The organism is Pseudomonas weihenstephanensis (genome assembly GCF_001043055.1).
In the GTDB taxonomy this organism is placed as follows: Bacteria; Pseudomonadota; Gammaproteobacteria; order Pseudomonadales; family Pseudomonadaceae; genus Aquipseudomonas; species Aquipseudomonas weihenstephanensis.
In genome coordinates, this window is the sequence record NZ_JYLF01000001.1 from 735,038 (window position 1) to 758,047 (window position 23,010).

The 23,010-nt window shown below is 56.1% G+C and carries 20 protein-coding genes and 6 tRNA genes; 22 read left to right on the top strand and 4 right to left on the bottom strand.

Annotated elements, in window-relative coordinates; translation table 11 throughout:
• The first annotated feature begins 147 nt into the window (after positions 1–147).
• Positions 148–1,632 (top strand): 2-methylcitrate dehydratase, encoded by a 1,485-nt coding sequence (gene prpD / locus TU86_RS03535; RefSeq protein WP_048362901.1) that lies wholly within the window; start codon positions 148–150, stop codon positions 1,630–1,632.
• A 66-nt stretch (positions 1,633–1,698) separates the two neighbouring features.
• Here the strand turns inward: prpD and ppsR are convergent, their stop codons facing one another.
• Positions 1,699–2,517 (bottom strand): posphoenolpyruvate synthetase regulatory kinase/phosphorylase PpsR, encoded by an 819-nt coding sequence (gene ppsR / locus TU86_RS03540; protein WP_048362902.1) that lies wholly within the window; start codon positions 2,515–2,517, stop codon positions 1,699–1,701.
• 180 nt (positions 2,518–2,697) lie between these two features.
• On the opposite strand from ppsR, the gene ppsA reads away from it, so the two are divergent.
• The 9 genes from ppsA to TU86_RS03585 all read left to right on the top strand — a co-directional run bounded on the left by ppsA (position 2,698) and on the right by TU86_RS03585 (position 11,963).
• Positions 2,698–5,073, top strand: coding sequence for a phosphoenolpyruvate synthase (gene ppsA, locus TU86_RS03545; protein WP_048362903.1), 2,376 nt, complete (start codon positions 2,698–2,700; stop codon positions 5,071–5,073).
• A gap of 104 nt (positions 5,074–5,177) precedes the next feature.
• Positions 5,178–6,188 carry an alpha/beta fold hydrolase gene (locus TU86_RS03550; protein ID WP_082152852.1) on the top strand — a complete coding sequence of 337 codons (1,011 nt, stop codon included), beginning with the start codon at positions 5,178–5,180 and terminating at the stop codon, positions 6,186–6,188.
• Between the two features lie 156 nt (positions 6,189–6,344).
• Positions 6,345–6,836, top strand: coding sequence for a ribonuclease E activity regulator RraA (rraA, locus tag TU86_RS03555; RefSeq protein WP_048362904.1), 492 nt, complete (start codon positions 6,345–6,347; stop codon positions 6,834–6,836).
• A gap of 24 nt (positions 6,837–6,860) precedes the next feature.
• Positions 6,861–7,856 carry a zinc transporter ZntB gene (locus tag TU86_RS03560; protein ID WP_048362905.1) on the top strand — a complete coding sequence of 332 codons (996 nt, stop codon included), beginning with the start codon at positions 6,861–6,863 and terminating at the stop codon, positions 7,854–7,856.
• A gap of 63 nt (positions 7,857–7,919) precedes the next feature.
• Complete coding sequence (locus TU86_RS03565; RefSeq protein WP_048362906.1) at positions 7,920–8,165, top strand: hypothetical protein; 246 nt, start codon at positions 7,920–7,922, stop codon at positions 8,163–8,165.
• A 2-nt stretch (positions 8,166–8,167) separates the two neighbouring features.
• The gene (locus tag TU86_RS03570) at positions 8,168–8,992 is read left to right on the top strand and encodes a mechanosensitive ion channel family protein (RefSeq protein ID WP_048362907.1); all 825 of its coding nucleotides are present in this window, start codon (positions 8,168–8,170) and stop codon (positions 8,990–8,992) included.
• Between the two features lie 90 nt (positions 8,993–9,082).
• Positions 9,083–9,673, top strand: coding sequence for an RNA polymerase sigma factor SigX (sigX, locus tag TU86_RS03575; RefSeq protein WP_029611289.1), 591 nt, complete (start codon positions 9,083–9,085; stop codon positions 9,671–9,673).
• Positions 9,674–9,779: 106 nt separating this feature from the next.
• The gene (locus TU86_RS03580; RefSeq protein WP_048362908.1) at positions 9,780–10,757 is read left to right on the top strand and encodes an OmpA family protein; all 978 of its coding nucleotides are present in this window, start codon (positions 9,780–9,782) and stop codon (positions 10,755–10,757) included.
• Between the two features lie 180 nt (positions 10,758–10,937).
• Positions 10,938–11,963 (top strand): quinone-dependent dihydroorotate dehydrogenase, encoded by a 1,026-nt coding sequence (locus TU86_RS03585; protein ID WP_048363038.1) that lies wholly within the window; start codon positions 10,938–10,940, stop codon positions 11,961–11,963.
• Between the two features lie 114 nt (positions 11,964–12,077).
• On the opposite strand, the gene rmf is transcribed toward TU86_RS03585, so the two are convergent.
• Positions 12,078–12,293: a ribosome modulation factor gene (rmf, locus tag TU86_RS22290; RefSeq protein ID WP_082149364.1), complete on the bottom strand. Its 216-nt coding sequence runs from the start codon at positions 12,291–12,293 to the stop codon at positions 12,078–12,080.
• Between the two features lie 540 nt (positions 12,294–12,833).
• On the opposite strand from rmf, the gene rlmKL reads away from it, so the two are divergent.
• Positions 12,834–15,104 (top strand): bifunctional 23S rRNA (guanine(2069)-N(7))-methyltransferase RlmK/23S rRNA (guanine(2445)-N(2))-methyltransferase RlmL, encoded by a 2,271-nt coding sequence (gene rlmKL, locus TU86_RS03590; protein ID WP_048362909.1) that lies wholly within the window; start codon positions 12,834–12,836, stop codon positions 15,102–15,104.
• Between the two features lie 102 nt (positions 15,105–15,206).
• On the opposite strand, the gene dacB is transcribed toward rlmKL, so the two are convergent.
• On the bottom strand, positions 15,207–16,673 hold the full coding sequence (gene dacB / locus TU86_RS03595; protein WP_048362910.1) for a D-alanyl-D-alanine carboxypeptidase/D-alanyl-D-alanine endopeptidase: 1,467 nt from the start codon (positions 16,671–16,673) through the stop codon (positions 15,207–15,209).
• A gap of 232 nt (positions 16,674–16,905) precedes the next feature.
• On the opposite strand from dacB, the gene TU86_RS03600 reads away from it, so the two are divergent.
• Positions 16,906–17,250 carry a YggL family protein gene (locus tag TU86_RS03600; protein WP_048362911.1) on the top strand — a complete coding sequence of 115 codons (345 nt, stop codon included), beginning with the start codon at positions 16,906–16,908 and terminating at the stop codon, positions 17,248–17,250.
• 244 nt (positions 17,251–17,494) lie between these two features.
• Here TU86_RS03600 and TU86_RS03605 read toward each other — a convergent pair whose 3' ends face one another.
• Complete coding sequence (locus TU86_RS03605) at positions 17,495–18,253, bottom strand: hypothetical protein (RefSeq protein ID WP_173426991.1); 759 nt, start codon at positions 18,251–18,253, stop codon at positions 17,495–17,497.
• Positions 18,254–18,605: 352 nt separating this feature from the next.
• On the opposite strand from TU86_RS03605, the gene TU86_RS03610 reads away from it, so the two are divergent.
• The 10 genes from TU86_RS03610 to TU86_RS03655 all read left to right on the top strand — a co-directional run bounded on the left by TU86_RS03610 (position 18,606) and on the right by TU86_RS03655 (position 22,994).
• A tRNA-Glu gene (locus TU86_RS03610) sits at positions 18,606–18,681 on the top strand.
• A gap of 2 nt (positions 18,682–18,683) precedes the next feature.
• Positions 18,684–18,759 (top strand) — tRNA-Gly (locus tag TU86_RS03615).
• A 101-nt stretch (positions 18,760–18,860) separates the two neighbouring features.
• Positions 18,861–18,936 (top strand) — tRNA-Glu (locus TU86_RS03620).
• A gap of 5 nt (positions 18,937–18,941) precedes the next feature.
• Positions 18,942–19,017 (top strand) — tRNA-Gly (locus TU86_RS03625).
• A gap of 172 nt (positions 19,018–19,189) precedes the next feature.
• A tRNA-Glu gene (locus tag TU86_RS03630) sits at positions 19,190–19,265 on the top strand.
• Between the two features lie 5 nt (positions 19,266–19,270).
• Positions 19,271–19,346: transfer RNA gene (locus TU86_RS03635), tRNA-Gly, on the top strand.
• Positions 19,347–19,536: 190 nt separating this feature from the next.
• Positions 19,537–20,478, top strand: coding sequence for a fatty acid desaturase (locus TU86_RS03640; RefSeq protein WP_048362913.1), 942 nt, complete (start codon positions 19,537–19,539; stop codon positions 20,476–20,478).
• Positions 20,479–20,496: 18 nt separating this feature from the next.
• Positions 20,497–21,288, top strand: a complete 792-nt coding sequence (locus TU86_RS03645) for a phosphate/phosphite/phosphonate ABC transporter substrate-binding protein (RefSeq protein WP_048362914.1) — start codon at positions 20,497–20,499, stop codon at positions 21,286–21,288.
• A gap of 138 nt (positions 21,289–21,426) precedes the next feature.
• Positions 21,427–21,975 (top strand): sigma-70 family RNA polymerase sigma factor, encoded by a 549-nt coding sequence (locus TU86_RS03650; RefSeq protein ID WP_048362915.1) that lies wholly within the window; start codon positions 21,427–21,429, stop codon positions 21,973–21,975.
• Positions 21,972–22,994, top strand: coding sequence for an ABC transporter substrate-binding protein (locus TU86_RS03655; RefSeq protein ID WP_048362916.1), 1,023 nt, complete (start codon positions 21,972–21,974; stop codon positions 22,992–22,994). The genes TU86_RS03650 and TU86_RS03655 overlap by 4 nt, the downstream gene beginning before the upstream one ends.
• Positions 22,995–23,010: the final 16 nt, after the last annotated feature.

A 23,010-nucleotide genomic window follows, 5' to 3' on the forward strand; every position in this document is an offset into this window, starting at 1 on the left:
TCACCCTCACCCTAACCCTCTCCCTCCGGGAGAGGGTTAGGGTGAGGGGGGGGTGATTTTGATACATCAAGCGGGCACTCCAGACCCGCAAAAGCACGATAAGCCTGAGGATGGACCACGACACTTACCCACTCTTTGGAGACACCCATGAGCGCTAACGTCGACCTCAACAACCGCCCCGACTACGATCAGGTTTTGCAGGACATTGCCGATTACGTCCTCAGTTACCGCATCACCTCGCCACACGCCCTCGACACCGCCCGTAACTGCCTGATGGACACGTTGGGCTGCGGCTTGCTGGCGCTGCGATTCCCAGAATGCACCAAGCACCTGGGGCCCATCGTGGAGGGCACCCTTGTGCCGTTTGGTGCCCGAGTGCCCGGCACCTCCTTTCGCCTCGACCCGGTCAAGGCCGCCTGGGACATTGGTTGTATCGTGCGCTGGCTGGATTACAACGACACCTGGCTGGCGGCTGAATGGGGGCATCCTTCGGACAACCTGGGCGGTATTTTGGCCGTGGCCGACCACCTGTCGCAAAAGCGCGTGGCCAATGGCGAGGCGCCGCTGACGGTGCGCGCCGTACTTGATGCAATGATCATGGCCCATGAGATTCAGGGCGTTATTGCATTGGAAAACTCCTTCAATCGTGTCGGTCTGGATCATGTGCTGCTGGTCAAAGTGGCCTCAACGGCGGTCTGCGCCAAACTGATGGGGGCCAACCGTGAACAGTTGTTGTCGGCGCTGTCCCATGCCTTTGTCGATGGCCAGGCGCTGCGCACGTATCGCCATGCACCGAACGCAGGGTCGCGCAAGTCCTGGGCGGCGGGCGATGCGTCCAGCCGGGGGGTGCGCCTGGCGGACATTGCGCTGCGCGGTGAAATGGGTATTCCGAGTGTGCTGACGGCGCCGCAATGGGGTTTTTATGAGGTGCTGTTCAGTCATACCAACAAGGATCTGGCACTCAAGCCCGAAGGGCAGCGCGCGTTCAAGCTTTCACAGCCTTATGGCACGTACGTGATGGAAAACGTGCTGTTCAAGATCAGCTTCCCGGCAGAGTTTCATGCGCAAACGGCCTGTGAAGCGGCAGTGACTTTGCATCCGCAGGTCAGAGATCGTCTGCACGAAATCGAGAAAATTGTCATCACCACCCACGAATCGGCGATTCGGATCATTTCCAAGCAAGGTCCATTAGCCAACGCCGCCGATCGCGATCACTGCCTTCAATACATGACCGCCGTGCCGTTGGCGTTTGGCAATCTGGTGGCCGAGCAGTACGAGGATGACTTCCATGCCGCGCATCCGATCATTGATGAGCTGCGCGAAAAAATGGTGATTGTTGAAGATCCACGCTACACCCGTGAATACCTGGAGGCGGATAAACGCTCCATTGCCAATGCCATTCAGGTGTTTTTCAACGATGGCACGAGCACTCAGCAAGTGGTGGTGGAATACCCGATTGGCCATCGTCGCCGCCGTGCCGAAGGCATTGCGCTGCTGGAAGACAAGTTCAAGGCCAATCTGGCCACGCGCTTTGCAGGGCAGCGTTGTGAGGAGATTTTTGCCCTTTGCAAGGATCAGGCTGCACTTGAAGCGACCCCGGTAAACCGGTTCGTGGATTTACTGGTGATCTAAAGCACACCCCGAAGGTTGCGATCTTTGACGATGAAAAGATCGCAGCCCTTAATCGCCGCTGCGCTGTTATTTGAAGCGTCGCTCCACGCCTTTTTCGACCAAAATTTTGGCCGAGATTTCTTCCACAGAAAAATGCGTGGAGTTGATGTGCGGGATATTTTCGCGCTTGAACAGGTTTTCGACTTCGCGCACTTCAAATTCGCACTGGGCAAAGCTTGAATAGCGGCTGTTGGGCTTGCGCTCGTTGCGGATGGCGGTGAGGCGATCCGGGTCGATGGTCAGGCCGAACAGCTTATGCTTGTGTTCGCGCAAGGCCGCCGGCAGCTTCAGGCTTTCCATGTCGTCCTCGGTCAGCGGGTAGTTGGCCGCGCGGATGCCGAATTGCATGGCCATGTACAGGCAGGTCGGGGTTTTGCCACAGCGTGAGACGCCCACCAGAATCAGGTCGGCCTTGTCGTATTTGTGCGTGCGGGCGCCGTCGTCGTTGTCGAGGGCAAAGTTCACCGCCTCAATACGCTCCATGTAATTGGAGTTATGGCCGATAGAGTGGGACTTGCCTACCGAGTAGGACGAGTGTTCGGCGAGTTCCTGCTCCAGCGGGGCCAGGAAGCTGGAGAAGATGTCGATCATGAAACCATTGGACGTTGCGAGGATTTCGCGAATGTCCTGATTGACGATGGTGTCGAAGATAATCGGGCGAACTCCGTCTTTTTCGGCGGCGTTATCGATTTGTTGTACCATTGCCCGCGCTTTATCCACGCTGTCTATATAGGGTCGCGTGAACTTGCTGAAGGTCACATTTTCGAATTGGGCCAACAAACTCTGGCCGAGGGTTTCGGCGGTGATGCCGGTGCCATCGGAGATAAAGAAAGCAGATCGTTTCATTTGCGCCTTGGGCCTTAAGCTGGTGACGATTCTTGGATATGATAGGCGCGATTTTGTCGCCCTGAATGGCAGGCAGTGTCACTTATTTTCCAGGTCCAGGCCACATTCGCTGAGATGCCGCCCTTTGTAGAGCGTCCAGCGCCCTGAGCTTTTCCCAACACAGTTAGTGGAGAGATCACCTTGGTAGAGTACGTAGTTTCCCTCGATAAGCTCGGCGTCCATGATGTAGAGCATGTGGGGGGCAAGAACGCATCCCTCGGCGAGATGATCAGTAATCTTGCAGGCGCTGGTGTTTCGGTTCCCGGTGGTTTCGCCACCACCTCTCAGGCCTATCGCGATTTTCTTGAACTCAGCGGTTTGAACGATCAGATCCATGCCGCGCTCGACGCGCTGGATGTGGACGACGTTAACGCACTGGCCAAAACCGGCGCCCAGATCCGCCAATGGATCATGGAAGCCGAGTTCCCTGAGACGCTCAACGCGCAAATTCGCACCGCATTTGCCACCTTGTCCCAAGGTAATCCGGACATGGCGGTTGCCGTACGTTCCTCGGCCACCGCTGAAGACTTGCCGGACGCTTCCTTTGCCGGTCAGCAAGAAACCTTCCTTAATATCCGTGGCGTAGAAAACGTCATTCGTGCGGCCAAGGAAGTGTTTGCGTCGTTGTTCAACGACCGTGCGATTTCTTACCGCGTGCACCAGGGCTTTGACCACAAACTGGTCGCCCTGTCGGCAGGCGTGCAGCGCATGGTGCGTTCCGAAACCGGCACTGCGGGCGTGATGTTCACCCTGGACACTGAGTCGGGTTTCCGTGATGTGGTCTTTATCACCGGCGCTTATGGCCTGGGTGAGACCGTGGTCCAGGGCGCGGTCAACCCGGATGAGTTCTACGTCCACAAGCAAACGCTGGAAGCGGGTCGTCCTGCGATTTTGCGCCGTAACCTGGGCAGCAAAGCGATCAAGATGATTTACGGCGACGAAGCCTCGGCCGGTAAGTCAGTCAAGGTGATCGACGTTGAGAAGGCCGATCGCGCGCGTTTCTGCCTGACCGACGCTGAAGTCAGCGAGCTGGCCAAGCAAGCGATGATCATCGAACAACACTACAAGTGCCCAATGGACATCGAATGGGCCAAAGACGGTGATGACGGCAAGCTGTACATCGTACAGGCCCGGCCTGAAACCGTAAAAAGCCGCTCCCAGGCCAATGTGATGGAGCGTTACCTGCTCAAAGAAACCGGCACAGTGCTGGTGGAAGGTCGGGCCATTGGTCAGCGGATTGGCGCGGGCAAGGTTCGGATCATTAAGGACGTGTCCGAAATGGACAAGGTTCAACCCGGCGACGTACTGGTTTCCGACATGACCGACCCAGACTGGGAACCGGTGATGAAGCGCGCCAGCGCCATCGTGACCAACCGTGGCGGCCGTACTTGCCACGCAGCAATCATCGCCCGTGAGCTGGGCATTCCGGCCGTTGTAGGGTGTGGCAATGCGACCCAGTTGCTCAAAGACGGCCAGGGCGTGACCGTTTCGTGTGCCGAAGGCGACACCGGTTTGATTTTTGAAGGCGAACTGGGTTTCGACATCAAGAAGAACTCCGTTGATGCCATGCCGGACCTGCCGTTCAAAATCATGATGAACGTCGGTAACCCGGACCGCGCGTTTGACTTTGCGCAGTTGCCGAACGCCGGTGTGGGCCTAGCCCGCCTTGAGTTCATCATTAACCGCATGATCGGCGTGCACCCTAAAGCGCTGCTCAACTACGACGGTCTGCCGCAAGACATCAAGGACAGCGTCGACAAGCGCATTGCCGGTTACGACGATCCAGTAGGTTTCTACGTTGAGAAGCTGGTCGAAGGCATCAGCACCCTGGCCGCAGCCTTTACCCCGAAAAAAGTCATTGTGCGCCTGTCGGACTTCAAGTCCAACGAGTACGCCAACCTGATCGGCGGCAAGCTGTACGAACCCGAAGAAGAAAACCCGATGCTGGGTTTCCGTGGCGCGTCGCGTTACATCAGCGAAAACTTCCGCGATTGCTTCGAGCTTGAATGCCGTGCGCTCAAGCGTGTGCGCAATGACATGGGCCTGACCAACGTCGAGATCATGGTGCCGTTCGTACGGACCCTGGGCGAGGCGAGCCAGGTTATCGACTTGTTGGCTGAAAACGGTCTGGTGCGCGGCGAAAACGGTCTGCGCGTGATCATGATGTGTGAGCTGCCTTCAAACGCGATTCTGGCCGACGAATTCCTGGAGTACTTCGACGGTTTCTCCATTGGCTCCAACGACCTGACTCAGCTGACGCTAGGTCTGGACCGTGACTCCGGGGTTATCGCGCACCTGTTCGACGAGCGTAACCCTGCGGTTAAAAAGCTGCTGTCCAACGCGATTCAGGCGTGCAACAAAGCCGGTAAATACATTGGTATTTGCGGGCAGGGCCCCTCAGACCACCCGGATCTGGCGCTGTGGCTGATGGAGCAAGGCATTGAAAGTGTGTCGCTGAACCCGGACACCGTGCTGGAAACCTGGTTCTTCCTGGCTGAAGGTCAAGCCCAGGCTTGAGTCGTTGAGAGAGGAGCAGGGCGGCCGCAAGGCTGTGCTGCTCTTTATAGGCAGTGGTAGGGCGAGCGCCTGTTCGGGATCGCCCTTTTTTGTGCAAGAGCATTATGCAAAGCAGCAGTCATCTTTTTCCCGTTGCCCTGATCAGTGCCGAGCGTCGGGGTGATCTGAGCGAGGATGTTTATCGCTTAAAACCCGCTAATAGCCCGGACATCTCCGTGGAATTGGCGGTCACGCGACTGGGCATGGCGGATGCCAGCCAGGCGCGCGGTGTACCCGTGATTTTGTTGCATGGCAGTTTTTCTAACCGGCGCTTCTGGTACTCACCCAAAGGTGTCGGCCTAGGCGCTTATTTGGCCCGTGCCGGGTTTGATGTGTGGCTGCCCGAGATGCGCGGTCATGGACTGTCGGTGCGTAATCAACAGTGGCGCACCAATCGGGTGGCGGATTACGCCCGCTACGACTTACCGGCGATTGCGGCGTTTGTACGCGAGCAAAGCGGCCAAGTCCCGCATTGGCTTGGCCATTCCCAGGGCGGTATCACGTTGGCGGCCGCATTGGGGGGGCAGTACCTGGGTGAACCTGCGGTGGCGTCCGCAGCGTTTTTTGGCTGTCAGATCAATCGCCGCTATTGGCCGCTGAAAATTCCGCCAGTGGAATGGGGCGCTTATCTGCTCTTGAAGCGCTGCACGCAGTTGTCGGGTGTTCAGCTCAAGCGCGGCCCCGAGGACGAACCAGTAGGCATCGCCCTCGAAACCTTGCGCTGGAATGGCTTTTTGGGGCGTTTCAAGGATTCTGAGCGCGATTGGTGGGCGGGATTATCTGACGTCCAGCTACCGGTTCTGGCCGTCGCGGCGGCAGGCGATCAGCAGACCCCTGAGTGGGCGTGTCGAAAGCTGTATGAGCAATTGGGTTCTGAGCAGCGCCAATTTATTGCCTTGGGCCGTGAGCATGGGTTCAGTTCAGATTTTGGTCACACTGAAATGCTGGTCAGCGCGCCTGCTCAAGCTGAGGTCTGGCCGTTGGTGCGCGATTGGCTTGAGGAGCAATGCCTGAAGCAGGCAGTGAGTGAGCCGGGTTCAGGGTTTCGGCAAGCCGCGCTTGCGGCTACTATGTGACGCGATTTGCGACCTTGGTCATATTCTGTGATCTTGGTGGTGTCGCAGTGTCAGGGTATGGCTGGTCGTGACATTTAAAGCTTGCCCGTGTGCCAACGTCTATAAACAGTAGAGTCCTTTAACTCTGACTGCTACGCCCTCTCCACAGGAGTTTCCATGAACCACTACATTACTCCCGATTTGTGCGATGCCTACCCTGAGCTGATTCAGGTGCTGGAACCGATGTTCAGCAACTTTGGCGGGCGCGATTCATTTGGTGGCGAAATCGTCACCATCAAATGTTTTGAAGACAACTCGTTGGTTAAAGAGCAGGCAGAGCTGGATGGCAAGGGCAAAGTGCTGGTGGTGGACGGAGGGGGTTCGCTGCGCCGGGCCTTGCTGGGGGACATGATCGCCGAGAAGGCGGCTAAGAATGGCTGGGAAGGGTTGGTCATTTACGGCTGTATTCGGGATGTGGATGTCATCGCTCAAACCGATCTGGGTGTGCAGGCGCTGGCCAGTCACCCGATGAAAACCGACAAGCGCGGCGTGGGCGATCTCAATGTGGCAGTCACCTTTGCAGGCGTCACATTCCGTCCGGGCGAATTTATCTATGCCGACAATAATGGCGTGATCATTTCGCCTTCTGCTTTGAAAATGCCGGAATAATCGCCCAACTGCTAAGGATCACGGATGTTTGAGGAAGACAACGCTCAGTGGGGGCTGGTGCATGCACTGGTGCTCGATGGAGAAGGCGGTGCCCGTGCGATTGCCCGTACCGAACTCAATGACCTTGAGTTAAAGAGCCATGAAAGCCTTTGGTTGCACTGGGATCGCAGTCATCCTCAAACACAAAGCTGGTTACGCAACGCCAGTGGTTTGAGCGAGTTCAGTTGTGACTTGTTGTTGGAGGAAAATACCCGTCCGCGGCTGTTGGGGCTGCCCAATAACGAGTTATTGCTGTTCTTGCGCGGGGTCAACCTCAATCCTGGTGCAGAACCGGAAGACATGGTCTCGCTACGCATTTTTGGCAGTGCGCAACGGGTTATCTCGTTGCGTATGCGTCCGTTGCGGGCCACGGATGAATTGTTGGGCGAGTTTGAGCAGGGGGAAGGTCCAAAAAATCCAGCCGAATTGATCCTTTATTTGGCTCAACACCTGACGTTAAAGGTCCAGGATTTGATCGGTGAACTGTCCGAAATCGTCGATGACGAAGAAGATAAGATAGATGCCGACGAACGGTATACGCCCGAGCATGGTTCTATTTTGCAGATTCGTCGCCGGGCTGCCGGGCTGCGTCGTTTTCTGGCCCCGCAACGCGATATTTTTGGGCAACTGACGCGTACTAAATTGCCGTGGTTCACGGCCGACGATGCAGATTACTGGAACGAATTGAACAACAGCCTGACCCGCTATCTGGAAGAGCTCGAGCTGACCCGCGAGCGCGTGGGGCTGGTGTTGGAGGCTGAGGATCGGCGTTTGAATGTGCGCATGAGCCGCATCATGTACCGCTTTGGCGTGCTGACCGGGATCTTTCTGCCCATCACGTTTATTACCGGTTTATTGGGGATTAACGTGGGCGGTGTTCCGTTCTCCAATGACCCCTACGGCTTTGCGGTCACCTGCGGTGTGATGCTCGTGATTGGTGTAGGGCAATGGTGGTTTTATCGTCGTTTGCAGTGGCTTTGAGTGTAGGCCATGTGACCTCTTTCATTTTGCCCGCGTCTTTCACTGACATACCGAGAGGTGCTTATGCACGATCCGTTTGAACAGTCCTTACGTGAAATGCTCAAGGCCGAGCCGTCTGCCCGTGACGACGATGCCTGCCTGGGCCGAGTGCTGAAAACCGCGAACCGTCAGGTGGGCGCGGGCGACCTTTTCAGCCTGCTGGGGCGTTGGGTTCAAGCACTGATGATTGCTTTGAATAGCGGTTCGGCTCATATTGCGCCCGTTTCGCGACGCAAACCTGTTGCTCGCCCTGCTGATAAGGCTGATTGAACATGGAACTTGATCTCTGGACCCAGAGCCTGGTCACCGCAATGACCGCTCTTTGGACCAAAATTGCCAACTTCATCCCCAATTTGTTCGGGGCGTTGGTGGTGGTGCTGCTGGGCTTCGTGGTTGCAAAACTGCTTGATACCCTGCTGTCGAAGTTGCTGGCCAAGTTGGGCCTTGATCGGTTGATGGGGGGGACGGGGCTGACCAAAATACTGGGCCGTGCAGGCATTCAAGTGCCGATTTCGACCCTGATCGGCAAAATTGTCTATTGGTTCATTCTGCTGATTTTCCTGGTTTCGGCCGCTCAGTCCCTGGGCCTGGAGCGCGTTTCAGCTACGCTGGACATCTTTACGCTGTACCTGCCCAAAGTATTTGGTGCCCTGCTGGTATTGCTGGTAGGCGTTCTGCTTGCGCAGTTGCTCAATGGCCTGGTGCGTGGCGCTGCCGAGAGCGTGGGGTTTGATTATGCGGGCGGTCTGGGTCGAGTGGCCCAGGGTCTGGTCATAATCATCAGCATCTCCGTGGCAATCAGCCAGCTGGAAGTGAAAACTGACCTGCTGAACCATGTGATCGTCATCGTTTTGATTACCGTTGGTCTGGCTGTTGCCTTGGCAATGGGTTTGGGAAGTCGCGAAATTGCCGGGCAGATTCTGGCTGGGATCTACGTGCGTGAGCTGTATCAGGTTGGGCAAGATGTACGTGTGGGTGAGGTAGAGGGTCAGATCGAAGAGATCGGCACGGTTAAGACCACGTTGCTGACCGAGGAGGGTGAGCTAGTCTCCATCTCCAATCGGATCTTGCTGGAGCAGCACGTGACTAGCCGCTGATGCGGCAAACCCTGCTAATGTATGCCGCCGCAAAAAAGCCCGTGTTCCGGGCTGTGGCGGACATTGACCTGACTGTCGGCACGACTCGTTTTGAATAAAGCCCAATCGCTGTCCATGCGCTACGACCCCCGCGAACTCTCTGATGAGGAGTTGGTGGCGCGCTCGCATGATGAGTTGTTTCACGTTACGCGCGCCTATGAAGAGTTAATGCGGCGTTACCAACGCACTTTGTTCAACGTTTGTTCAAGGTATTTAGGGAACGATCGTGATGCTGACGATGTCTGTCAGGAGGTAATGCTTAAGGTCTTGTATGGCTTGAAGAATTTCGAGGGCAAATCGAAATTCAAGACATGGCTATATAGCATCACTTACAACGAATGCATTACGCAGTATCGGAAGGAACGGCGAAAGCGTCGCTTGATGGACGCATTAAGTATTGACCCCCTCGAGGAAGCGTCTGAAGAGAAGGCGCCGAAACCTGAGGAAAAGGGCGGACTTGATCGCTGGCTGGTGCATGTGAATCCGATTGACCGGGAGATTCTTGTGCTGCGTTTTGTCGCAGAACTGGAATTTCAGGAAATCGCAGACATAATGCATATGGGTTTGAGTGCGACGAAAATGCGCTACAAGCGTGCTCTTGATAAATTGCGTGAGAAATTTGCAGGCATTGCTGAAACTTAGTTCAGCGCAAATAGCTCTACGTGTAGGTAAGTTCTGATAGACTTGCCGCCGAGTTGTCCCCCGGTATGTGGGACTGCTTTACAATCACCAGATGGGGATTTAACGGATGAAACTGAAAAACACCTTGGGCATTGCCATTGGTTCCTTTGTAGCCGCAACTTCGTTCGGTGCCCTGGCACAAGGCCAAGGCGCGGTCGAGGGTGAACTGTTCTACAAAAAACAGTACAACGACAGCGTCAAGCACGTAGAAGACGGTTACAACCCAGGCGCATCGATCGGTTACTTCCTGACCGACGACGTTTCGTTGAACCTGACCTACGACAAGACTAACCACACCCGTTCGAATGACGGCACTGGCAACCAGAAAATCAAAGGCGACAACTTTGGTCTGAACGCTCAGTACCACTTCGGCACCGTTGGTGACGCTCTGCGTCCATACGTTTCCGGTGGTGTTGCTCACAAGAGCATGACCAACGTGAAAGACGATGGCCACAGCGGTCGTGACCAGTCGACTTTCCTGACTGCAGGCGCTGGTGTTAAGTGGTACATCACTGACAACCTGTTTGCCCGTGCAGGCGTTGAAGCTGACTACAAACTGGACAACGGCAAGTGGGACTACGCGCCTACCGTTGGTCTGGGTATGAACTTCGGCGGCAGCGGCGGCAAAGTAGCTCCTGCTCCAGTTCCAGCTCCAGCACCAATCGCTGAGCCAGAACCAGAAGCTCCAATCGCTGAAGTTGTTCGCGTTGAACTTGACGTGAAATTCGACTTCGACAAGTCGGTTGTTAAGTCGCAGTACATGCCTGACATCAACAACGTTGCTGATTTCATGAAGCAGTACCCTGCGACCACTACCACTGTTGCTGGTTACACTGACAGCGTAGGTCCAGACGCTTACAACCAAAAACTGTCCCAGCGTCGTGCTGACGCTGTTCGTTCAGCTCTGGTTAACCAAGGTGTTGAGTCTAACCGTGTAGCCGCTGTTGGCCACGGCGAAGCTAACCCAGTTGCTTCCAACGCAACTGAAGAAGGCCGTGCTCTGAACCGTCGCGTAGAAGCAACCGTTCAAGCTGAAGCTAAGTAATTTTTAGCTAGCCTGTACAGAAAAGCCCGGCTTAGGCCGGGCTTTTCTTTGCCTGCGATTTGGTGAATGGTGCATTTTTGACCCGTATACCTCATTGCCCGCGACTGCCTCTCGCTTGCCAAGGCGATGCCCGGCTATAATCGCCGGCTCTTTCAGTTGCCTTTCGAGACCATCGAGCCCATGTATAACCTGGCCCGCCAGTTGCTCTTCAAACTCTCCCCTGAAACCTCGCATGACCTGTCTCTGGACTTGATCGGTGCGGGTGGCCGTCTGGGGCTCAACGGTTTGCTGTGCAAGGCGCCCGCCAAGCTACCTGTGACGGTGATGGGCCTCGACTTCCCGAACCCGGTCGGTCTGGCCGCAGGTTTGGATAAAAATGGGGCGGCCATCGACGGGTTCGCGCAGTTGGGTTTTGGTTTTGTCGAAATCGGCACGGTCACACCGCGGCCACAGCCGGGCAATCCCAAACCGCGTATTTTCCGTCTGCCTGAAGCGCAAGCGATCATCAATCGCATGGGTTTTAACAACCTGGGGGTCGATCACTTGTTGGCGCGGGTTGAGGCGGCCAAGTACAGCGGCATCCTTGGGATCAACATCGGTAAAAACTTCGACACTCCGGTTGAGCGGGCCGTCGACGATTACTTGATCTGTCTCGATAAGGTCTATGCCCACGCCAGCTATGTGACCGTTAACGTCAGTTCGCCGAATACTCCGGGGCTTCGTAGCCTTCAATTCGGCGATTCGCTCAAGCAGCTTCTTGAGGCCCTACAGCTGCGTCAGAACGAGCTGACTGAGCGTCACGGCAAGCGTGTCCCGTTGGCGATCAAGATCGCCCCTGACATGACCGACGAAGAAACCGTTCTCGTCGCCCAGGCGCTGCTGGAGACCGGGATGGATGCGGTCATTGCAACCAACACCACTCTTAGCCGCGCAGGTGTTGAAGGCATGGAACATGGTGATGAGGCAGGCGGCTTGTCGGGTGCGCCGGTGCGTGAAAAAAGTACGCACACCGTTAAGGTGCTGGCAGGCGAGTTGGCCGGGCGCATGCCCATCATCGCGGCGGGCGGTATCACCGAAGGCAAGCATGCGGCTGAGAAAATCGCCGCAGGTGCCAGTCTGGTGCAGATCTACTCGGGATTCATTTACAAAGGCCCTGCCTTGATTCGTGAGTCCGTCGACGCCATCTCTGCCATTGCGCGCCAATAAGCGCGCAATAAAAAGGGCTCCTCGAAGGAGCCCTTGGGCCGCAGCCCGCCGCCTGGATGAGACGGCAAGGTTAAATCATTGCCTATTCATGGTGGTGTCGGAATGTGCCCAGAGTTAGCCGACCGCGTGAAGTTCGTTGAGTCTGTGGATGCCCGCAGTGCCTGTCATACCGTCCCAGTTGTCGCCGCGTCCTTCGCGCCAGCCGTTAATCCAGGACTGGCGTACCGACGGTAGAGTAAAAGGGCAAAGCTCACGGGATTTCCCGCTAACGCCGTATTGGTATCCGCGTAAAAAAGCTCTTTCCAACGGATCACGCTTAAGTCTTCTCATAGGGTGTTGCCCTCACTTGTTGACTGTTTATATCGCGTCGACCTGACTCAGGTCGGGGCAGAATGCTTCTGCCGTTGGTTGCTCGCTGCCGGCGTGGCGAGCATTTTTGTTATCACCTGCGCGGTGACAACCTGAGTCCAGTTCTAACCAATGTGCTTAGGTGTGTGAATGATCGTTTTGTCATAAGGACGTAACGATAGTGGTGTTAAGGCCATAAGAAACACCGGTTTTGAGACCCCGGATGCGACCAAAGCCTGATATGACCAGTGTTTGCAAAGATGATGAGTTTCATTCTCGGCTGTGAATGACCGTCCTTTTTGCTCGGGTACTATTCGACGAAGGGTCTGAATATGTCCCTTTGTTTCAAGATAAATGATCTGCCTCTGCGTCTAGACTCTGTGTGCCTGCGGGCATGAGTGGCGCCTTGGCGGGACGGCACAGTTTCGTGCCACGCGAGCGCTCTTCAAGAAAAGCGCTTGATTGAAAACGGAGCAGGCAATGCGTTGCCTCTTCACACATAGCTAAAAGCTCAGGAATCCCATGTCGGATCGTTACGAACTCTTCCTTACCTGCCCCAAAGGCCTCGAAGGTCTGCTTCTTGAGGAGGCCACCGGCCTTGGCCTTGAGGAAGCTCGCGAGCACACTTCGGCCATTCGTGGCACGGCAAATATGGAAACTGCCTACCGTCTGTGCCTCTGGTCGCGTCTGGCCAACCGCGTGTTGCTGGTACTCAAGCGCTTCCCGATGAAGGACGCTGAAGACCTGTACCACGGGGTACTGGATGTGGACTGGCAAGACCATATGGTGCCGGATGGCACGCTGGCCGTGGAATTCAGTGGCCACGGTTCAGGTATCGACAACACTCACTTCGGCGCGCTGAAGGTCAAGGATGCCATCGTTGACAAGCTGCGCACGCCGTCGGGTGAGCGTCCTTCGATTGATAAAATCAGCCCTGATTTGCGCATCCACCTGCGTCTGGATCGCGGTGAAGCCATCCTGTCGCTGGACCTGTCGGGCAGCAGCTTGCACCAGCGCGGCTACCGTTTGCAGCAGGGTGCTGCGCCACTGAAAGAAAACCTCGCGGCAGCGATCCTGATTCGTGCAGGTTGGCCGCGTATGGCTGCCGAAGGCGCGGCCTTGGCTGACCCGATGTGCGGTGTGGGTACGTTCCTGGTTGAGGGCGCGATGATCGCGGCCGACATGGCGCCAAACCTCAATCGCATCCACTGGGGCTTTGACGCCTGGCTTGGTCACGTGCCGGCTATCTGGAAAAAGCTGCATGAAGAAGCCACTGAGCGCGCTGAAGCCGGTATGGCCAAGCCGCCGCTGTGGATTCGCGGTTATGAAGCTGACCCGCGCCTGATCCAACCGGCGCGCAACAACATCGAGCGTGCAGGCCTGAGCCACTGGATCAAAATCTATCAGGGTGAAGTGGCAACGTTTGAGCCGCGCCCGGACCAAAATCAAAAGGGTCTGGTCATTTGCAACCCGCCGTACGGCGAGCGTCTGGGTGATGAGGCGAGCTTGCTCTACCTCTACCAGAACCTCGGTGAGCGGTTGCGTCAGGCTTGTTTGAACTGGGAAGCAGCGGTGTTCACGGGTGCCCCGGATCTGGGTAAGCGGATGGGTATTCGCAGTCACAAACAGTATTCGTTCTGGAACGGCGCCTTGCCGTGCAAGTTGCTGCTGATCAAAGTGGCGCCAGACCAATTCGTGACGGGTGAGCGTCGCACGCCTGAGCAGCGTCAAGCCGAGCGTGAGCAGGCTGAGTCGGATCTGCCGGGCAACCTCGAAGCGCCTGGCAAGTACGAGAAGTTCAACAAGAACGGCAACCCGATCAAACCGGCACCGGTGGTGATTGAGCAGCCACGCTTGAGCGAAGGCGGGCAGATGTTTGCCAACCGCCTGCAAAAGAACCTCAAGGCCCTGGGCAAGTGGGTCAAGCGTGAAGGCATTGATTGCTACCGTGTTTACGATGCCGACATGCCTGAATATTCGATGGCCATCGACCTGTACCACGACTGGGTTCACGTCCAGGAGTACGCGGCGCCAAAATCCATCGACCCTGAAAAAGCCTCGGCCCGTATGTTTGACGCGTTGGCGGCGATTCCTCAGGCGTTGAACGTCGACAAAAGCCGCGTCATCGTCAAGCGCCGTGAGCGCCAGAGCGGCACCAAGCAGTACGAGCGACAAAGTGCGCAGGGCAAGTTCACCGAGGTCAATGAAGGCGGTGTCAAACTGCTGGTCAACCTTACCGACTACCTGGACACCGGGCTGTTCCTCGATCATCGCCCAATGCGCATGCGGATTCAGAAAGAGGCGGCTGGCAAGCGCTTCCTTAACCTGTATTGCTACACCGCCACTGCCAGTGTTCACGCCGCCAAAGGCGGAGCGCGCAGCACCACCAGCGTTGACTTGTCCAAGACCTATCTGGACTGGGCTCGCCGTAACCTGTCACTCAACGGTTTTTCGGACAAAAACCGTCTGGAGCAGGGTGATGTGATGGTGTGGCTGGATGCCTGTCGCGAAGAGTACGACCTGATCTTCATCGATCCGCCGACCTTCTCCAACTCCAAGCGCATGGAAGGCATCTTTGATGTTCAGCGCGATCACGTACAGTTGCTGGACTTGGCCATGGCGCGTTTGGCACCGGGTGGCGTGTTGTACTTCTCGAACAACTTCCGCAAGTTCATCCTCGATGAGCATCTGGAAGCGCGTTACGCGGTTGAAGAAATCACGGCCAGCACCATCGATCCGGACTTTGCCCGCAACAGCAAAATCCACCGCGCGTGGAAAATAACGGCCCGCTAAACTGCCGTATCGTCGCTGCCACCGGTGGCGACGTTTTTCCAGTGCACACAAAAACGCCCCGGTTCTCACGAGCCGGGGCGTTTTTTGTTGCCGGTGAATGACTTACTGAGCGATTGAAATCGCGTTGTTAGGCAATTGCGGCTGGCGATACAGGTCGAGCAGTATCTGGTCGAGTACCGCAGAAGCGCCCCAAGGGCGCGGATCATTAAGAATCGCGACCACAGCCCACGTGTTGCCATTGCTGTCGCGGCTAAAGCCCGAGATGGCGCGCACTGTATTGAGGGTGCCGGTTTTGATGTGGGCCTGACCGTTCATGGCGGTGGTCTTCAGACGCTTGCGCATGGTGCCGTCTTTGCCGGCGATAGGCATGGAGCTGATGAACTCGGCAGCGTAGGGGCTTTTCCAGGCGGCCTGGAGCATCTGCGCCATTTCACGCGCGCTCACACGTTCTGCACGGGACAGGCCGGAGCCGTTTTCCATGACCAGGTGCGGAGCCGTAATGCCTTTTTTGGCCAGCCATTGACGCACGACGCGTTGCGCAGCCTTGGCATCATCGCCGTCGGCGTCGGTGCGGAACTGCGCGCCCAGGCTCAGGAACAATTGTTGAGCCATGGTGTTGTTGCTGTATTTGTTGATGTCGCGAATGATCTCGGCCAGATCAGGCGAGAAGGCGCGGGCCAGCACTTTGGCGCCCTTGGGCACTGAGCCCTGGCGATCCTGACCCAAAATGCTGCCACCCAGCTCTTTCCAGATCGCGCGCACAGCACCCGCGGTGTAGGTCGCATGGTCGAGCAGGGACAGGTAGGTCTGCGAGTTGCAGCCATCGCCCAGTTGCCCGTTGACGGTCACCAACACCGACCCGTCGGCTTGCGGCACCGGGTTGTAGCGCACATCGCCTGCGCATTGCTTGGAATTGACCGCTTTGACCTGGTTGTCGACGCGGATGCTGGCAATTGGCGGCTCGACTGAAATCAACACCTTGCCCGCATCGTTACGGGCAACAAACCGCAGGGCCTTGAGATTGACCATCAAGGCATCGGGCTTAACCAGAAACGGCTTGTTTTTATCATTGCCGTCGTCGTCAAACACCGGCAAGTGAGGTTGTTCGAAGAAGCCGCGATCCAGAATCAGGTCGCCGGTCACTTGTTGCACGCCATTGGCCCGCAGGTCGCGCATCAATAGCCAGAGTTTTTCCATGTTCAGCTTGGGATCGCCGCCACCCTTGAGGTACAGGTTGCCTTGCAGGATGCCATTGTTCAGGGTGCCGTCGGTGTAGAACTCGGTTTTCCACTGATGGGTCGGGCCGAGCATTTCAAGGGCGGCGTAGGTGGTGACCAGTTTCATGGTGGAGGCCGGGTTCATCGACACGTCGGCATTGAAGACGGTGGGTACGCCGGGGCCGCTCAGGGGCAGCATCACCAGCGACAGTGCGTCGTTTTGCAGCTTGTTGGTTTTGAGCGCTTGTTGAACCTTGGGTGAAAGCGTGGTGTTGACCGGGGCGGCGTGAGCCCCAAAGGCGAGTGGCAGAAAAAAGCCGGCAAGTAACAGAGGACGTAAAGATTTGATCATAAGAAGTAAAACCCTGCACGCGAGGGGAAAAAATACGAGGGCATGATGATAAGTTCCCTCAATGGTCATAAAAGTGACGGCATTATGCCCCAAGGTGGCTGGACTTGTGCATTACCGTGTTACACCCATCTGTTGATTAAATGCACAAAACGATGAGCCGTCCACACGGAACCGGGCACGTGCAGCCTGAAACTGGTAAAGTGCCGCCGTTATTACTTAAGAGGATTGTTCAATGGCTACTAATCGTTCCCAGCGTCTGCGCAAAAAACTGTGCGTTGATGAATTTCAGGAGCTGGGTTTTGAGCTGAACCTGGATTTCAAAGAAGACCTGTCGGAAAAAGCTATCGACGCATTCCTCAGCGCCTTCTTGGCTGATGCCATGGAAGCTAACGGTCTGGGCTATGTTGGCGGCGACGACTACGGTCTGGTTTGCCTGCAAAAGCGCGGCTCGGTCAGCGAAGAGCAGCGTGCTGCGGTTGAAGCCTGGTTGAAAGCTCGCACTGAGCTGACCAGCGTTGAAGTCAGCCCGTTACTCGACGTTTGGTACCCGGAAAAGCCAATCAATCCGGTAGCCTGATGTGACGCAGGGAGGCGGCCCATGGGGTTGCCTCTCTGCTGCTTTACTGCAAGATCCTCTAGCCCGTTCGGGCGTCGCTTAAATCCTCGTTATTGTTGGTCAGCTTTTATGGCGCGATCCTGCGTGCCTGGCGCCTGAGAGCCTCTGCAAAGGGGCAATGCAACTGCGGTTGCAGTCGCAGGCCAAAAAGCGTGCAAAAAAAAGGACAAGGGGTGAGCTTGTCCTTTTTGCGGGCGGTTAGAAATCAGTCGTAAATCACTTTCTTCTTCCAGTCGGCATCCGCGTCATCGGTTTTCAAGCCTTCAGTCAGTTCGTTGACTTCATCTTTCGCCGGTTCAAGGTTGGTCAGCACCAGCGAGTTGGCGCGCACCAGTTGCTCTTCCATTTCTTTGAGTGCTGCGCTGTACATCGCAGGCTCTGGTTGCTTGCGCAGGTATTGAGCGCCGCGCTCATAGGCAAGACGCGCTTGGCCCGGCTGATTTTGCTGAAAAGCGAGCTGGCCCAGATTATTGAAAAACTCGATGTGCAGCACCACGAGCAAGTGCCGAATTTCTTTGATCCAGCGCTTGGCTTCGTTGGTGGGTAGGAAGCCGTCCTGAACGGCGCGGGTGATTTGCCCGTGCAGGGTTTCCAGCAAAAAGCGCACATCTTTGGCTTTGGCTTCAGTCAGGATAGGGCCGGGCGGGTTGTTGACCGGGATCGATTCACCCTGGCCGATCAATGCATTGAGTTCGGCGATCCGGGTCTTTAAAGGCGCGCTGTTTTTTTGCAGGTGCAACAGGCGTTGTGTGGCGTTAAGTTCCAGGCGTGCCAGCAGGTGTTTGAGTGCGGGCGACATCAGTTGGCCAGGGAACGTCTCGCTGACTTCGCTGCAACGACGCACACGGTCAGTAAGCTCAACCTTTAAGCGGGCCTTTTCCAATTTGTTGTTTTCCACCACATGGTTCATGTAACCGATGGCGATCAATAGGACGATCCCGGCTACTACAAGCAGGGTGATCATGGATGGCGTCAACGTAAAAACCTCTTTGGATGGTCGGTGGGCTTTATTTTCTAAACGTGCAAACGGTCTTGAGGTTGGCTGCCCTCGTCTATTAAAGAGGTTGGACTGCTAGCGGAAGTACAGAGTGCCACTATTGCACGGTGCCAACTATAACTCCTTGTAGGATGTCGGAATATAGGCGTCAGGACATCGGCGCCGTACGGTGCATGAAATGAGGTGAAGATGGGCGAAGTCATTGATTTCAATATATTTTCATATTGGGGTTGACGACTTCCCAAACCATCCCTAGAATGCGCGCCAATTGCAGCGTAAAGCACACAGCGAAACGCAGTAACCAGTGAAGTTGTAGCGTGTCCCCTTCGTCTAGTGGCCTAGGACACCGCCCTTTCACGGCGGTAACAGGGGTTCGAGTCCCCTAGGGGACGCCATTGCGGGAATAGCTCAGTTGGTAGAGCACGACCTTGCCAAGGTCGGGGTCGCGAGTTCGAGTCTCGTTTCCCGCTCCATTTTTAAGCAGCTTCGCTCTCGGGCGGGGTTGAGTGAAAGCCAGATCCTTAGCTTCGGTTATGTGATTGGCACTGAAATGTACGTGTGCATTTCGGGCAACGTCCCCTTCGTCTAGTGGCCTAGGACACCGCCCTTTCACGGCGGTAACAGGGGTTCGAGTCCCCTAGGGGACGCCATTATTGCGGGAATAGCTCAGTTGGTAGAGCACGACCTTGCCAAGGTCGGGGTCGCGAGTTCGAGTCTCGTTTCCCGCTCCAAATTTTGTTTTCTGACGCTCAATAGTGTTGAGAAAGCATAAAAAGATCAGCCAAGGCTGATTTTTTTTGTGTCACAAGCAGCTTTGCTTTCGAGTGAAGTTGGTGAAAAGCCAGAGCGATAACTTCGGTTACTGTGCCTGGCACTGAAATGTACGTGTACATTTCGGGCAACGTCCCCTTCGTCTAGTGGCCTAGGACACCGCCCTTTCACGGCGGTAACAGGGGTTCGAGTCCCCTAGGGGACGCCATTATTGCGGGAATAGCTCAGTTGGTAGAGCACGACCTTGCCAAGGTCGGGGTCGCGAGTTCGAGTCTCGTTTCCCGCTCCAAATTTTGTTTTTTGGGGCTACGCAGTTTCAAAAAACACCAGAAAAGCAGCCTTATGGCTGCTTTTTTTGTGCCTGCGATTTTGCAAGGTCACGCCCGGTCAATCCGCTCTAAGCAAATAACCAATCGATCTGCAAGAAACTCACCGCTCGCGCCACAGAAGGTTCTTCTACTTCTTAATTGAGCTTCAGGATGGCGCACTACTTTGATCTTGCCCAGCAACAAGACATTCACACCTTGGCCCGCAGCTTTACCGGTCGTACGCAATGGCCCACCTGGCTATTGTTGATCGCTGTTCCCGGTGCGTGGTTTGGCCTGCTCTTAATCAGCCCGTTGATAGGGGCTTTTTGGACACTCCTTTTGTTGATACCGGTGGTCGTGTTGTGGATGTCGGTGCAGCACGAACTGTTGCACGGGCATCCCACGCGGGCGCTGTGGTTCAACAAACTGCTGGGGTATGCACCTTTTGCCGTGTGGTACCCGTACACCTTGTACCGAGACAGCCACTTGCTGCACCACCGAGACCATGATCTGACCCTGCCCGGCATCGATCCGGAAAGCCGTTACCTGCTCAACCGCCAATGGCCTCAGTCGCCCAAATGGCTGCGTGGGTTGCTCTGGCTGAACAAGACTGTGGCGGGGCGGGTATTGATCGGGCCGCCACTGGCCTTATGCGGGCTGGCCACGGAAGAGTTTGCGCGGTTGCGCCAAGGTCAGCGACAGGCGTGGTGCATGTGGCTGACGCACGGTTTTTGCACAGGGTTGATGTGTGCCTTTATTGCTCACTACAGCGTGCTTTCGATCTGGCAATACGTGTTCTTGGTAACGGTTCCTGCACTGTCTGTGGGCGCGTTGCGTTCTTACTATGAGCATCGGCCTGCCGAACGGCCCGAACAGCGAACGGTGCTCAATGAGGCCGGTTGGCCCTGGGCGTGGCTGTTTTTGCACTTGAATTTGCATTTGGTGCATCACGACATGCCGGGCTTACCGTGGTTTTACTTGCCCACGGTGTACCGGGCTCGGCGCGCGCAATGGATTGAGCGCAGTGGTGGCTTCTTGGTTGAAGGCTATGGCACGTTCCTGCGCAACAATAGCATGCGCGCCATCGACAGCCCTCAGCATCCCTTCCATTAATTGCACCAGGAGTGTCCTATGTCGGGTCGTTACGCCGCCCTCGCGATGTATGTAGCACCGAAGCCGGTGCAGGCCGCCAATGAGCAATGGCTGACACGCATCATGCACTTGTTGGGATACATACGCGCTGATGCGCAGGGGCTTGAGCTGAGCGCGTTGTTTCGTGCGCCTGAGCTGCTGCTGACACAAACCTGCGGCTACCCGTTGATGACTCAACTGCGCGATCAGGTGCAATTGATTGGTCGTCCGCGCTACGAATGGCCGCACAGTACGGGTGGCAGCCATTGCAGTGTGATTGTCTGCCGCGAACAGGATCCGCGTCGCACATTGGCTCAATTTCGTGGCTGCCGAGCGGTGATCAATGACGAGCATTCCAATAGCGGCATGAACCTGTTTCGTCATCAACTGGCGCCCCTCCAGCAGGGTGGGCGCTTTTTTTCGTCGGTGACAATCAGCGGGGCGCATCAACACAGCCTGCGTTGGGTCCAGGCTCAGCGCGCAGATCTGGCCGCTATCGACAGCGTGACCTTTGCCTACCTTGCGCACTACGCGCCTCAAGACGTGGCGGGTATTCGAATCGTTGCCCGCACGGCCCCCAGCCCGACCTTGCCGTTTATTACGTCTATCGGCACGAGCGCGCAGGAGGTACAGCGCATTCGCACTGCCATGAACGCGGCACTTGAACAGTTACCGCAGGTGGGCGACTGCCTGCGGCTGCGTGAGGTGCTACCTGCCAGCCTGGCAGACTATGAATGCGTACTCGATTACCAGCGCGAGGCGACGCTTCAAGGCTTTGAGGTGCTGCAATAGCACGCCACTGCGCGCGTTTATATATCAAAAGTTAATGTTTAAATCATTTTTTAATATTTAAAAGAAATAAAGGCGTTTGCTAGGATCGCCGCACCGGATCACCGGACACGTTGCTTTCATCTTATTTTTGGAGCCTGTATGTCCGGGGCCGACCTTTCTCATCGTGATTACGTGAGTCATCTTTTCAGCGCTCACTATGTTTGGCTGCACACTCGTTTGCGGCGCAATCTGCATTCAGACAGCTACGCTGAAGACATTGCAGCCGACACCTTTGTCCAGTTGCTCAACGTGCCAACCCCAGGGAGTATTCGTGAGCCGCGGGCGTTATTGACGACCATCGCACAGCGGCTGGTGTATCAACTATGGCGCCGTCGTTCGGTAGAGCGGGCCTATTTGATGACCTTACCCCTGCACGATACGCAGGACGTGCCTAGCCCTGAGTCTATGGCGCAGTTACATCAAACCTTGCGCACGGTGCAGCGTCAGCTCGAAGGGTTGCCCGACAAGGTCAAATCAACCTTTGTGCTCTCGCGGGTGAACGGCATGACCTACCCCGAAATAGCCGCGCAGTTGGGGATTTCCCAGCGTTCGGTCAGCGATTACATGAACCTTGCGCTGCGCAGGTGCTCCAAAACAGGCATTGCACCGTTTCAAGACCACTCCTCCAAAACAAGAGAATCTGTATGAACAATCTGAAAAAGTGGCTCGGTGGCTCGCTTCTGGCGTTAGGACTCATCACACAACCGGTCTTGGCGCAAAGCCAGAAGCCCCCTGTTTATTTCGGTGATATCACTTGGGAAAGCGGCAGTTTGATCACCGAAGTGCTGCGCTTTATCACCGAGAAAGGCTACGGCGTCGCCACAGACACTTTGCCCGGCAGCACGGTCAGTCTTGAAGCGGCCCTGGCTAAAAACGACATTCAGGTGATTGGCGAAGAGTGGGCGGGTCGCAGCCCGGTGTGGCTCAAGGCGCAAGCGGAGGGCAAAGTGTTTGGCGTGGGCGATATTGTCAAAAACGCCAGTGAAGGCTGGTGGGTGCCGGAGTATGTGATCAAGGGCGATGCCGAAAAAGGCATCAAGGCGCTGGCGCCGGACTTGAAGTCGGTCAACGACCTGGCGCGCTACAAAGAGGTGTTCCGTGATCAGGAAGACCCGACCCGTGGCCGTTTCCTTAACAGCCCCACCGGCTGGACGTCTGAGATTGTGAACAGCCAAAAGCTCAAAGCGTATGGCCTGGACAAGGATTTCGTGAATTTCCGCACCGGCTCGGGCGCGGCGCTGGATGCCGAAGTCAGTTCCTCGATTCGCCGTGGCAAACCGGTGTTGTTCTACTACTGGTCACCGACCCCGCTGATTGGCCGCTACAAACTGATCAAGCTCGAAGAGCCGGCCTTTGATGCTGAGGCCTGGAAGACTCTGGCTGACGTCAACAACCCTAACCCCAAAGGCACGCGCTCATTACCGGCGAAACTGGCGATTGGCGTTTCAGCGCCTTTCAAAGCCGAGTACCCGCAATTGGTCGCGTTCTATGAAAAGGTCGACTTTCCGATTGATTTGCTCAACACAACGTTGGCCCACATGAGCGAAAAACGCACGGAGCCACGCAAGGCCGCTGAAACTTTTTTACGCGAGCAACCGCAGATTTGGCATGCCTGGGTAACCCCTGACGCGGCACAAAAAGTCGATGCAGCGCTGAACTCCAAATAACTCACTGACACGAGCA